General features: G+C 67.7%; 14 protein-coding genes. 7 read left to right on the top strand and 7 right to left on the bottom strand.

Translation table 11 applies throughout. The annotated features are described in order from the left end of the window. Positions 1–118: 118 nt before the first annotated feature. On the bottom strand, positions 119–1258 hold the full coding sequence (locus QH196_RS06755) for an ArsA family ATPase (RefSeq protein ID WP_280414883.1): 1140 nt from the start codon (positions 1256–1258) through the stop codon (positions 119–121). Further along, complete coding sequence (locus tag QH196_RS06750; RefSeq protein ID WP_280414885.1) at positions 1255–2274, bottom strand: ArsA-related P-loop ATPase; 1020 nt, start codon at positions 2272–2274, stop codon at positions 1255–1257. The genes QH196_RS06755 and QH196_RS06750 overlap by 4 nt, the downstream gene beginning before the upstream one ends. Positions 2275–2442: 168 nt before the next feature. On the opposite strand from QH196_RS06750, the gene QH196_RS06745 reads away from it, so the two are divergent. The 3 genes from QH196_RS06745 to QH196_RS06735 all read left to right on the top strand — a co-directional run bounded on the left by QH196_RS06745 (position 2443) and on the right by QH196_RS06735 (position 4115). Beyond that, positions 2443–2607: a DUF4177 domain-containing protein gene (locus tag QH196_RS06745; RefSeq protein ID WP_157116249.1), complete on the top strand. Its 165-nt coding sequence runs from the start codon at positions 2443–2445 to the stop codon at positions 2605–2607. 20 nt (positions 2608–2627) lie between these two features. Beyond that, complete coding sequence (locus QH196_RS06740; RefSeq protein ID WP_280414882.1) at positions 2628–3098, top strand: RidA family protein; 471 nt, start codon at positions 2628–2630, stop codon at positions 3096–3098. A gap of 222 nt (positions 3099–3320) precedes the next feature. Continuing rightward, positions 3321–4115: an MBL fold metallo-hydrolase gene (locus QH196_RS06735; RefSeq protein WP_280414881.1), complete on the top strand. Its 795-nt coding sequence runs from the start codon at positions 3321–3323 to the stop codon at positions 4113–4115. Positions 4116–4506: 391 nt separating this feature from the next. Here QH196_RS06735 and QH196_RS06730 read toward each other — a convergent pair whose 3' ends face one another. Beyond that, entirely contained in the window at positions 4507–5181 is a 675-nt protein-coding gene (locus QH196_RS06730) for a Crp/Fnr family transcriptional regulator (protein ID WP_033243926.1), read from the bottom strand. 154 nt (positions 5182–5335) lie between these two features. Beyond that, positions 5336–5575 carry a hypothetical protein gene (locus tag QH196_RS06725; RefSeq protein ID WP_081595241.1) on the bottom strand — a complete coding sequence of 80 codons (240 nt, stop codon included), beginning with the start codon at positions 5573–5575 and terminating at the stop codon, positions 5336–5338. A 259-nt stretch (positions 5576–5834) separates the two neighbouring features. On the opposite strand from QH196_RS06725, the gene nth reads away from it, so the two are divergent. From nth to QH196_RS06705, 4 genes are read left to right on the top strand one after another with little or no spacing between them, the layout of a single operon-like run. Further along, positions 5835–6515, top strand: a complete 681-nt coding sequence (nth, locus tag QH196_RS06720; protein WP_280414880.1) for an endonuclease III — start codon at positions 5835–5837, stop codon at positions 6513–6515. Further along, entirely contained in the window at positions 6512–7165 is a 654-nt protein-coding gene (locus QH196_RS06715; RefSeq protein ID WP_280414879.1) for a TlpA family protein disulfide reductase, read from the top strand. Before nth ends, QH196_RS06715 begins: the two co-directional genes overlap by 4 nt. Then, the gene (locus QH196_RS06710; protein ID WP_280414878.1) at positions 7162–7866 is read left to right on the top strand and encodes an NUDIX hydrolase; all 705 of its coding nucleotides are present in this window, start codon (positions 7162–7164) and stop codon (positions 7864–7866) included. Before QH196_RS06715 ends, QH196_RS06710 begins: the two co-directional genes overlap by 4 nt. Further along, on the top strand, positions 7863–9056 hold the full coding sequence (locus QH196_RS06705) for a MarP family serine protease (protein ID WP_280414877.1): 1194 nt from the start codon (positions 7863–7865) through the stop codon (positions 9054–9056). Before QH196_RS06710 ends, QH196_RS06705 begins: the two co-directional genes overlap by 4 nt. A 118-nt stretch (positions 9057–9174) precedes the next feature. Here the strand turns inward: QH196_RS06705 and QH196_RS06700 are convergent, their stop codons facing one another. The 3 genes from QH196_RS06700 to nhaA are packed head-to-tail and all read right to left on the bottom strand — an operon-like array spanning position 9175 to position 11959. Next, entirely contained in the window at positions 9175–10164 is a 990-nt protein-coding gene (locus QH196_RS06700; protein WP_280414876.1) for an alpha/beta fold hydrolase, read from the bottom strand. A gap of 48 nt (positions 10165–10212) precedes the next feature. Further along, on the bottom strand, positions 10213–10710 hold the full coding sequence (locus tag QH196_RS06695) for a phage holin family protein (RefSeq protein ID WP_280414875.1): 498 nt from the start codon (positions 10708–10710) through the stop codon (positions 10213–10215). Between the two features lie 37 nt (positions 10711–10747). After that, entirely contained in the window at positions 10748–11959 is a 1212-nt protein-coding gene (nhaA, locus tag QH196_RS06690) for a Na+/H+ antiporter NhaA (RefSeq protein ID WP_280414884.1), read from the bottom strand. Positions 11960–12345 lie beyond the last annotated feature (386 nt).

Raw genomic sequence — 12345 nt, 5'->3', positions numbered from 1 at the left:
CCCCCCTGCGTTTTTCTCCTCCCTACTCCTGCTCCCCCCCCCGGGGCGGTCTCCCCCCCCCCCCCCCCCCCCCCCGCCCCCCGATTGATCGGCCGGAGAATCCCGGCGGCGTGACCGGTCAGCCGGCGGTCACCGACTCGGTACCCGCCAGCTGGGCTCCCACCGCACGCAGCGCGGCCAGATCGGTGACATCGAACGGCAGCGCGGTCACCGAGACCATCGGCACCCGCGGATGCGCACCGGTGAACCGGTGCAGCAGATGTTGCTCACGCCGGGCGGTCGCCACCCGGTGGGCGTGTACGCGCAGCACTCCGGCGGTCAGCGGATCGGAATCCCCGAGCCGGTCGGCGGCGGTCAGGGCGTGATCGGCCGGAAGCGAGCACAACACCGGATGGGTCCGGTTGAGTACCAGCCCGGCCAGCGGCATCTGCTCGGTCGACAACCGATCCACGAAGAACGATGCCTCGCGCAGCGCATCGGGTTCCGGGGCAGCGATCACCAGGAAATGCGTGCCGGGTTTGGCCAGCATCGCGAAGGTACGGTTCGCCCGCTCCTGGAAGCCGCCGAACAGTGATTCCAGCGATTGCAGAAAATTCGAGGCGTCCTTGAGCATCTGACCGCCCACAATGGTCGACACCCCGCGTACCGCCAGACTCATCGCGCCGGTGACGAACCGCCCGACCCCTCGGCCGGGCGCCATGATGACCCGGATCATGCGGCCTTCGAGGAAGGTCCCCAGCCGTTTCGGTGCGTCGAGGAAATCCAGCGCATTCCGCGACGGCGGGGTGTCCACGACGATCAGGTCCCATTCCTTTCGGCCCGCCAGCTGGCCCAGTTTCTCCATCGCCATGTATTCCTGGGTGCCACCGAACGACGAGGCCACCGCCTGGTAGAAGGGGTTGGCGAAGATCTGTTCGGCCTTCTCCGGTGTGGTGTGTTCGAGCACCATTTCGTCGAATGTGCGCCGCATGTTCAGCATCATCGCGTGCAGTTCGCCCTTGACCTCCGGGCCCAGGTCCACCCGCTGCGGGCTGTTGTCCAGATCCGCGACCCCCAGCGACTGGGCCAGTCGCCGCGCCGGGTCGATGGTGAGAACCACGACCTTGCGGCCCTGTTCGGCCGCGCGTAAGGCGATCGCCGCGGCCGTGGTGGTCTTGCCCACGCCGCCGGAACCGCAGCACACGACGACCCGGGCGGTGGGGTCGGCGAGGATGCCGGAGATGTCCAGGGGGGCCGGGCCGGCCGGTCGGGTGCTCATCGGACTCCCTGTTCGGTCAGGTAGGAGGCCAGTTCGTACAGGCCGCCTAGGTCCATACCCTCGTCGAGGGTGGGTAGCTGCAATCGTGCGATATCCAGATCCAGCAGATCCTCGGCGCTCTGATCCTGGGCACTCAACACGGTCGAATGCTCGACCGTCTCAGTGAGCAGGCCCGCGAAGTCGGCGGTTGTCAGGGCGATTCCGGCGGCTTCCAGGCCGGCGCGGACGGCCTCGGTATCGAGCTCACCCGCGGCCGCGGCCGCCCGGGTTTCCATACTCAGCGGGCTCTGCGCGGCGCGATTGACGATAACGCTGCCGATCCGCAGATCGTTCGCGCTCAACTCCGCCACGGCATCGAGGGTCTCCTGAACGGGTAGCGCCTCGAGGAGGGTGACCAGGTGGATCATCGTCTGATCCGAATGCAGCAGCCGGGATACGCTTTCGGCCTGCCCGGCGATCGGGCCGCCCTTGGCGAGTTCGGCCATCGCCTTGGTGACATCCAGGAAGCTCGCGATCCGCCCGGTCGGCGGGGCGTCGACCACGACCTCGTCGTAGACGGGTGCGCCCTGCTTGTCGAGCCGGACCACGCATTCCTTGATCTTGCCGGTCAGGATGACATCGCGCAGACCCGGCGCGATCGTGGTGACGAAATCGATCGCCCCCATCCGGCGCATGGCACGCCCCGCGAAGCCGAGGTTGTAGAACATATCGAGGTATTCGAGGAACGCGTGCTCGATATCGAGCGCCAATGCCACGACCTCGCCGCCACCGTCGGCGGTGGCGATCTTCGTCTCGGTGGGTGGCAGCGGCGGCAGGTCGAACAGTTGCGCGATCGATTGCCGGTTCTCCACCTCGACCAGAAGTACCCGCCGTCCACCCGCGGCCAGTGCCAGCGCGAGCGCCCCGGCGACCGTGGACTTACCGGTGCCGCCTTTACCGGATACATAGTGCAGCCGGGCGCTCGCCGCACGCTCGGGCCATCCGGTTTTCATATCCGGGTGGGCCGATTCCGACATCGTCGTTGGTTCTGCCACGGTCGCGAGCCTATAACCCGGACTGGGCGGATGCCCGCATACTCCGGATTGTCCTGCTGTGGTGTACCAGACACCGGGATCCGGCACCTGTTCGGCCACACCCGGTCCTGCGCCGGGTACTCGGCCCGGGACCCAGTACGCTCGGTCCGCATGAGCGATATCACCCCGTGGGAGTACGCGACCGTACCGCTGCTGACGCATGCGACCAAACAGATCCTGGACCAGTGGGGCGCCGACGGCTGGGAACTGGTGACCGTGCTGCCCGGCCCGACCGGCGAGCAGCATGTCGCCTACCTGAAGCGGCCGAAGCAGTAAGCGCCGTGGGGGAATCCAACGTGAGCGGACCCGCTACCGAATGGCGCGCGAACCTCGACCGGCTGGGGCTGGAAGTGCCCGAGGTGGTGGCCCCTGTCGCCGCCTACGTGCCGGCGGTGCGCAGCGGCGCGCATGTCTACACCTCCGGGCAGCTGCCGTTCGTCTCGGGTGAACTGACGGCCGTCGGCAAGGTCGGCGCCGAGGTATCGCTCGACGAGGCGGTGCTCGCGGCCCGCTGGTGCGCGCTGAACGCACTGGCCGCAGTGCACGATCTGGTAGGTCTCGACGAGGTGGTGCGGATCGTGAAGGTCGTCGGTTTCGTGGCCTCCGCATCCGGGTTCACCGACCAGCCGCTGGTGATCAACGGCGCCTCCGAATTCCTGGGCGAGGTGTTCGGCCCCGCCGGTGCGCACGCGCGGTCGGCGGTCGGCGTTTTCGAGCTGCCCAAGAACACCCCGGTCGAGGTCGAACTGATCGCCGAGGTCCGCTAGGCCCACCGCCACGCGGGCGAACCGAGCAGGGACCGGGCGGAGTGCGGTGCGGATTGTCACTTCGCCCCTCGGATCTCTCCGGCCTTCCTATGGCTGTGGAAATCTGCTGTGCGGCTGCGGCTGACGATTCGCCCATGTCCCGGGATCCGAGACCTGTACCGGAGTTGTGCCGCCGTGGACCGTAGATTCGACTCTGCTGCTTTCTGATCGGAGGTGTCGTCGATGACACTCACCCATCCCGCCTATGGGAAATTGCGTGCCGTCACGCCGACTGCGGCGGTACTGCTCGCGAACAATCCGGGGCCGATGACCCTGGACGGAACCAACACCTGGATTCTGCGGGCTCCCGGGCACACCGACTGTGTGGTGGTCGACCCGGGGCCGGACGATCCGCAACATATCGCCGCCATAGCCGAGGCGACCGGCGGTGCGGTGGCGCTCACGCTGATCACCCACCGTCATCCGGACCATACCGGCGGGATCGACGAACTGGTCCGGTCGACCGGGTCGCCGGTACGCGCCATGGAATCGGAATTCCTGCGCGGCGAGGTCGCGCCGCTGACCGGCGATGAGGTCATCGACATCGCAGGTCTGCGGATCACCGTGCTGCACACCCCGGGGCATACCGCCGATTCGGTCAGCTTCCTGCTCGCGGACGCGGTGCTGTCCGGCGACACCATCCTGGGTCGCGGCACCACCGTGCTGGACCGTGACGGCACCCTGCGCGACTATCTGCGCTCGATGGACCGGTTGCTGGAGGTGGGGGCCGGACGGGCACTGCTACCCGCACACGGGCCGGACCATCCGGACCTGGAACCGGTCGCGCGGTACTACATCGCCCACCGGCACGAGCGGCTCGAACAGGTTCGTGCCGCGCTCGAGGAACTCGGTGCGGACGCCGACGCCATGGACGTGGTGCGCAAGGTGTACGTGGATGTGGACGAGAGCATGTGGCCGATGGCGCGGAACTCGGTCGAATCCCAGCTCACCTATCTGCGCTCCGAACCGGACGCCTGAGCGCGTTATCGCGTTCGGCCGTCCTGGATCGTTGCAGGCGCCACGATCACGAGCCGATACGTGGCTGGCGCCCGCACCGGTCCTGTCCGCCCCGCAGCGGCGGGCCCGCTGCCGGGCGGCTACGAGGCCGAACTCGTCGAGTACCCGGTGCGGACGGTGCCGACTACCGAACGCACACTTCGGCGGCGCCCCGCAGATCAGGCGGTCGGACACTCCACCACCGGATGTGCCGGTGCGGGGCCGAGTAGGCGGCGGTCCGGAGCAGATCAGCGGTACCCGGCTATCTGCGCTGCAGCCGGGTACCGGCGAACCGACGACCCCGGTAACCGTTCACAGTGGCCGGGCGATACTGCCACCGTGAACCACGGCGCTCGTAACTCGGCCGGGTGACTCAGCGTGCCCGGCGGGCCAGCCGCTCGGAATCGGAGATCAGCACGCTCTTGCCCTCGAGACGCAGCCAGCCGCGGTGCGCGAAATCGGCGAGCGCCTTGTTGACCGTTTCCCGGGACGCGCCCACGAGCTGAGCGATCTCCTCCTGGGTCAGATCGTGGGTGACGCGCAGCGCACCGGCCTCCTGGGTACCGAAACGCTGGGCGAGCTGCAGCAGCGCCTTCGCGACCCGGCCGGGGACGTCGGTGAAGATCAGGTCGGCGAGGTTGTTGTTGGTGCGGCGCAGGCGGCGGGCCAGCACGCGCAGCAGCTGCTCGGCGATCTCGGGGCGCTGATCGATCCAGGACTTGAGCGCGTCCCGGTCCATGGTGACTGCGCGGACCTCGGTCACCGTGGTGGCCGTGGAGGTGCGCGGACCCGGATCGAAGATGGACAGTTCGCCGAACATATCCGACGGTCCCATGATGGTCAGCAGGTTTTCCCGGCCGTCCGGGGAACGGCGGCCGAGCTTCACTTTGCCGGCGGTGATGATGTACAGCCGATCGCCTGGTTCACCTTCGTTGAAGATGACGTGGCCGCGGGGGAAGTCCACGGGCTGCAGCTGTTTGGCGAGCGCAGCCACCGCGGTGGGCTCAACGCCTTGGAAGATGCCGGCTCTGGCGAGGGCCTCGTCCACGAATGTGCTCCTTATCGGGAATGGCTGTAGTCGTCGGACCGAAGCAGTTCGGCCGACAGTGCAGTCTACGCGGCCTTATCGACGCGCAGTGACAGACACCACGAAAGGAAGGTTAACCGGGGGCTGTCCGGTCCACGGCAGCGGGCGCGCCGAATCAGCTCGCCCGGGCGATATCGAGGGGTTCCTCGGCCTCCTCGCTGCGGTTGCGACGGCGGCGCATACGCGCGACCGCCGCCGGTAGGCCGAGTTTGGTGAGCTCGTTGACCTCGGCGTTGCTGGCTTTGTCCAGGTAGGCCTGGACCTCCTCGTCGGGCTCGACAAGTTTGCGAAGACGGTTCTCCACCCGTTCCATACCGAGGGCGAACAGCATCAACACCACTGGGAAGAGCGCCACAGCGAGTCCTTGCATGCCGGGTAGTAAACACGGTCGAGGTCTCAGATGGAATACGGGACCAGAACTGGCAGGGCAAGGTTGTCGGTGGGTTCCGTATGGTGGATGGGTGCGAATCTCCCCCTCCGATACCGCCGGAAGCCCCCTTTCCGGAACAGCCGCGGCGGGTGCTGCGCCCTCGGTTTCCGGCGGGGTACGAAATCGGAAAACCGGTTCCCGACCGGCCGAAACCCGATTGGGTCTGGTGCGCCGTGCACGCCGTATGAACCGGACGCTGACGCGGGCATTTCCGGATGCGCACTGCGAATTGGATTTCGGTAATCCACTGGAATTGGCGGTCGCCACGATCCTGTCGGCGCAGTGCACGGATGTGCGAGTGAATATGACCACTCCGGCGCTTTTCGCCGCCTATCCGGATGCCCGGGCCTATGCCGAGGCGAACCGTACGGAGCTGGAGGAACTCATCCGGCCGACGGGTTTCTACCGCAACAAGGCCAATTCGCTGATCGGTCTCGGGCAGGCACTGCTCGAACGGCACGACGGTGAATTACCTCACACGATGGCGGACCTCGTCCGGTTACCCGGGATCGGCCGCAAGACTGCCAATGTCATTCTCGGTAACGCGTTCGGAATTCCGGGTATCACGGTCGACACTCATTTCGGGCGGCTGGTGCGTCGCTGGGGCTGGACGACCGAGGAGGATCCGGTCAAGGTCGAGCACGCCGTGGGTGCGCTCATCGAACGCAAGGAGTGGACACTGCTGTCCCATCGGGTGATCTTCCATGGGCGCCGTGTCTGTCATGCCCGTAAACCGGCGTGTGGTGTGTGTGTTCTGGCCAAGGATTGTCCTTCGTTCGGTGCCGGCCCGACCGATCCCGATACCGCCGCGGCGCTGGTGAAAGGTCCGGAGGCCGCGCATCTGCTCGAACTGGTGGGCCGGTGAGCCGACCGGTTTTGTGGAAATGGGCGTTGGCGGCGGTGATCGTGGCTTTGGCGGCGGCGGTGGCGTTGTGGCCGCGCGGCGGTTCGGATTCCGAGGGCACCGGCGCGCCTCCGGAACCTTCCCGCGGGGTCGATCCAGCGTTGCGGCAGGCTTCGGGCGCCGCGGTTTGCCCCCCGGGCTCCGATTCCCCACCGGGGGGACCGCTCGCGGATATCGTCCTGACCTGCCTGGCCGACGGCGCTCCGGCAACGCCCGGGCGGATGACCGGTGCCCCGATGGTGCTGAACCTGTGGGCTTACTGGTGTGAGCCCTGCCGGACCGAATTGCCGCTGTTCCAGGAGTACGCGGACCGGGCGGGATCGGCGGTGCGGGTGCTGACCGTGCACAGCGATCCGGACGAGGCGAAAGCGCTCTCGCTGCTGGCCGCACTGAATCGAGATCTCCGAGCCCAGCACCGGCCGGAACTGCGGCTGCCCGGCCTGCAGGACCCCGACGCCCGGGTGCGCGCGGCGGCGAATGCGCCCAACGCGCTACCGATCACGGTGCTGATCCGGCCGGATGGTTCGATTGCCGAGTACGTCGCCCGCCCGTTCCGCGATGTCGCCGATATCGCCGATACCGTGGCCGGTGCCCTGGGAGTTACCGCATGACCGAAGAACATTTGCCGCCCTGGCTGAGCAGGGCGGCCGGTCCCGGGCAGCCCGATTTCGCCGACACCCTGGGGCGGACGCGGGTTCTGCGCCGCACGATGGCCGGCAAGGTGCGCAAAGCCGCGGTACTGGTGCTGTTCGCCGGTGACCCCGCCGGTGATCCGGCGGCGCCGGGCAGCTTGCCCGCGGATGCCGAGGTACTGCTCACACAACGCGCCTCCACCATGCGCCAACACCGCGGTCAGGTCGCCTTCCCCGGCGGCGCGGTCGATCCCGGTGACGACGGGCCGGTCGATACCGCGCTGCGTGAGGCCTGGGAGGAGACCGGGCTCGACCGCGCGGGGGTCGTACCGGTGACGACCCTGCCCGAGCTGTTCGTACCGCCCTCCCGCTTCGATGTGACCCCGGTGGTTGCCTATTGGCGCACGCCGAGCGAGGTGCGCGTCATGGATCGCGGGGAGACCGATCGGGTGGTCCGCGTACCGATGTCGGACCTGCTGGATCCGGCGAACCGTTTCCTGGTGCGCAGCGCGCTCGGCTACCGCAGCCCGGCGTTCCAGGTGGACGGAATGTTGGTCTGGGGACTCACCGGCGGCATACTGGCCGGACTCATGACTTCACTGGGCTGGGAATCGGAATGGGACCGAACCGACGTGCGTGATCTGGAGCAGGCGCTGGCCGCGGTGGGGATGGTGTTGTGAGCTCTTCGGCGTGGCTCGATATCGCGGTGGTCATCCTGGCGCTGGCGGCCGCCTCCTCCGGCTGGCGGCAGGGTGCGGTCGGTTCCGCGCTGGCGTTCCTCGGCGTGGTGCTGGGCGCCGTCGCCGGAATCCTGATCGCCCCGCATATTCTCGTGCACATCGACGAAGGCCGCAGCCGGGTTCTGGCCGGTGTGCTGCTCATCGTGCTGCTGGTGATCGTCGGGGAGATCGCCGGGATGGTGCTCGGCCGGGCGGCGCGCAGCGGAATGCGGCATCCCTTCGCCCGCGGCGCCGACAGCACGGTCGGTGCGGTGCTCATGGCCGGCGCGGTACTGGTGACGGCGTGGCTGCTGGCGTTACCGCTGGCCACCTCTTCGCAGCCGGCCATCGCCTCGGCGATCAACAGCTCCCGGGTGCTCGCCGATGTCAACCGGGTCGCCCCGGATTGGTTGCGCAAACTGCCCAACGAGTTCTCGAAACTGCTGAACACCTCGGGTCTGCCGGATGTGATCGGTCCGTTCGGCCGGGCGCCCATTGCGGCGGTGGAACCCCCGGATCCGAGTGTGCTGGCCAGTCCCGTGGCCGAATCGCTGCAGCAGAGTGTGCTGCGTATCCGCGGTGTCGCGCCGAGTTGCCAGCGTGCGCTGGAGGGTTCGGGTTTCGTGGTGGCGCCGGAACGGGTGATGACCAATGCCCACGTGGTGGCCGGAACCACCAGTGTGACGGTGGATTCGGCCGCGGGCCCGCTGGAAGCGACAGTGGTGGAATTCGATCCGTCCATGGATATCGCGGTGCTTTCGGTGCCCGGGCTCACCGCGCCGGTGATACCGCAGGCCCCGGATGCGGCCGGATCGGGCGAAAGCGCGATCGTGCTCGGTTATCCCGGCGGCGGCCGCTACACCGCGAGCGCGGCCCGGGTCCGGGAAACCCTGGACCTGAGCGGTCCCACCATCTATCGCGACGGGACCGTCGAACGCGAGGTGTACACGGTGCGCGGCCAGGTGCGGGCGGGTAACTCGGGTGGCCCGCTGGTCGATACCGAGGGCAAGGTGCTGGGCGTGGTGTTCGGTGCCGCCGTCACCGACGACGACACCGGATACGTGCTGACGCTGAACGAGGTCCACGAACGGATCACCGCGGCGCCCTCGTCGACGGTGCCGGTTGCCACGGGCCCCTGTGTACTGAGCTGACCCGAGTCGATCGCTGACTGCTGTGTTCCGGGTGTGCCGGGACGGACAGCCGGGCACCGCCGTCACCGGCGGCGCGCAGGCCGAGTTCCGCCTGGCCGAGTCACTATCGGGACGACAGTCAGGCGTAGCTGTCGTGGCCTCGACCACCTTCGCCGGCGAGGAGTTTGGCGATCTCGGCGGTGACTGCCTCCGGATTCTCCTGATGCGCGAAATGCGCGGCGTCGCGGACGGTCACCACCCGCCGGCGTGGTGCGAGCTGTGGTGCGCGGTGCACCGTATGCGGAAGGATGTACCGATCGAATTCGCCGCGCATCGAAACCACCGGTATATCGACGGGTTTGCGCATCACCGCGATGAACCGGCGCCCGTCGGGCCGCCATTGGCTGCGGAACGCCCACCGTTTGTATTCCAGTGCGCAGTGAGCCGCGCCGGGAATCCGGATCGCCGAAGCCATCCGGGCCGCGGTATCGGCGCATTCCGCGGTATCGGACCAGGTGGGTGAACTGCGGCTGGTCAGCAGATCGGCGGCACCGCGACCGTCTTCACGGGTGAGGAGATGTTCCGGATAGCGGGGCAGCTGGGCGCGCAGAAAGCCCGGCAGGAAGGCGCGGCGTTGCGCGTTGTCGCGCCATATCGAGCTCTTGAGTGCCGCCGGGTGCGGTGAGGACACCACGGCGATACCGCGTACCAGTCGCGGATGCAGAACCGCGGTGGCCCAGCACACCAGACCGCCGTCGGCATGCCCGACCAGTGTCGCGTCGCTGTAGCCGAGTGCGCGGATCAGCCCGGCGATATCACCGGCCAGGGTCCAGCCGTCGTAACCGCGTGGGGGTTTATCGCTGTCACCGTAGCCGCGCAGGTCGACCGCGACGGCGTGGTAGCCGAGTTCGGCCAGGGCGGTGAGCTGATGCCGCCAGGTCCACCAGAAATCGGCGAAACCGTGCAGCAGGACCACGAGCTGCGGCGCGGGGTCACCGGGCCCGGCGCGATTGTCGTCGGGACCCGCGGAAGCTACGTGCAGCCGTATCCCGTTGGCGTGCACATCACGGTGCGTCCAGGCACCGTCGTAGCGCACGCTCGACGGGTCCGGGGGAAAGTTCGACGCCACGGCGTCCGAGCGTAGTGAACGCCCGGTCGCGTCCGGTGTCTGGCCCGCTCAGCGCGTGGTCTTCGCCAGCGCGGAGGGGTCGTCGTGGCTGCCGATTCCGGAGGGCAGCACCGTGCGGGTCTGCTTGAGCGAATCGATCGTCTTCTCCGGTGCCCGCAGTTTCTTGACCTTCCGGTAGCCCAGGAACGCGAGCAGCGCCGTGACCAAGATCATGAAGGCGAAGACGATCCAGAACGCGGCCCAGCGGGTGAGCCAGATATCCAGCGTTTCGGCCACCGCGAAGAAGAAGAAAAAGCTGCTGAACAGCAGCACGGTCAGCGCGCCGATGAAGAAGACGCTGCCCTGCAGCCCCTTCTTGATCTCACCGGTGACCTCCGCCTTGGCCAGCGCCACCTCGGCCCGGACCAGGGTCGAGACCTGCTCGGAGGCGTCGCGGACCAGGCTGCCGAAACTGGCCGAGGCATGCGGGTCGATCTCGGACAGCGGAATCGAGGTGACTGTGCCGCCTCGTGCGCCGTCGCCGTTACCGCCCTGTGTGACACTCACGTGGTCGACCCTCTCCCTGTCCCGATTCTGCTCGGTCTTACTGTTCTGGTTCTAGCGCATCCGCGTCGCGCTGTGCTTCGTGGACACGCCCACGCCGCAACAGTAGCGCCGAACCGATCAATGATGCGGCCATGGAGGTCACCAGGACCGCGGCCTTGGCCAATTCGGCGGATTCGGGGTAGTTCTCCAGCGCCAGTTCCGCCACCAGCAGGCTAACGGTGAACCCGATCGCGCCCAGCACCGACAGGGCGAACATATCGCGATAACCCAGGTGTGCGGGACGTTTGGCGAGTCCGAAGCGGATCGCGAGCCAGCTGATGCCGAAGATGCCGATGATCTTCCCGAACAGCAGGCCGAGGATGATCGCCAGGGAAAGGCGTTCGGTGAACAGGTCGCCGAGAACCTCGATATTGAACGGCACGCCGGAGGCGAACAGCGCGAACAGGGGTACACAGAGTCCGGCGGAGATCGGCTGGACACGGTGTTCCCAGCGGGTGGCGGGTGCTTCGTCTTCGCCCTTGTCGGGGCGCACCCGGGTGAGCAGACCGCAGGCCACTCCCGCCAGCGTGGGATGGATATGGGCCTCGTGCAGGGCGTACCAGCACACGAGTCCGATCAGAATGTAGACAAGTGGCGATTTCCAGCGCCGGTGCTGGGCGAACCACCAGGCCACACAGCAGGCCAGCGCCGCCAGCAGCCAGGTGAACGCCAGCCCGGTGGTGAACAGCACCGCGATCAGGAGGATGGCCATCAGATCGTCGACCACCGCGAGGCTGAGCAGGAAGACCCGTGCGCTGGCCGGGATCCGCGACCCCGTCATCGCCAGCACGGCGAGCGCGAAGGCAATATCGGTGGCTACCGGGATGGCCCAGGCCTGGTCCATCCCGTCCACACCGAATCCCACGGAGTAGGCGATGATCGCGGGGGTCACGACGCCGCCGACGGCGGCGATGATCGGCAGCGCCGCCCGTTTCGGGTCGGCCAGCTCACCGACGACCAGCTCGCGTTTCAGTTCCAGGCCGGCGACGAAGAAGAAGATGGCGAGCAGGCCGTCCTTGGCCCATTCGGCGACGGTCAGGTCCAGGTGCAGCGGCGGAATGGGCAGATGCGTATCGGACAGCGTCAGGTAGCTCTCGCCCCACGGGGAATTGGCCCAGAGCAAGGCCACTGCCGCGGCGATCAGCAGCAATGATCCGCCGACAGTCTCGGTCCGCAGGTATCTGGCAAGTTCGGACCGTGGACTGCTCAGCACGGGAAACCTTTCGGTCGTACGGACATCTGCACGCCCGCCCGTCCGGAGTCATTTTCTCGGGGGCGCGCGATTTATCGCCGACCAGACTTCCCGGCACACCGTAAGTAATCTTAACGGTCGCCCATCGCGCGCCGGTAAGGGCATATCCGCCGATCGAACGGACGGGGGGGGCGCGGGGGGGCCGCGCCCCGCCCATTAGGGACAGAAGGGAAAACCCCGCCCCGGTTTTAAGCTAACACCCAGGATCCACCGATTCCAGCGCGGGTTCCACCAGCGCCACATGGCGGGCATGGGCGGCGCCGGCGGTGAAGTAGATCCCCGGCTGCGGGCGGCCCACCATCGGTAGCAGCGGCCAATCCGGCGGGATCGCGGGCCACTGGTTC

It is taken from the genome of Nocardia carnea (assembly GCF_029868325.1).
Classification (GTDB): Bacteria; Actinomycetota; Actinomycetes; order Mycobacteriales; family Mycobacteriaceae; genus Nocardia; species Nocardia carnea_C.
The sequence above is the reverse complement of the archived record's forward strand: the minus strand, read 5'-3'. Positions and strand labels throughout refer to the sequence as shown.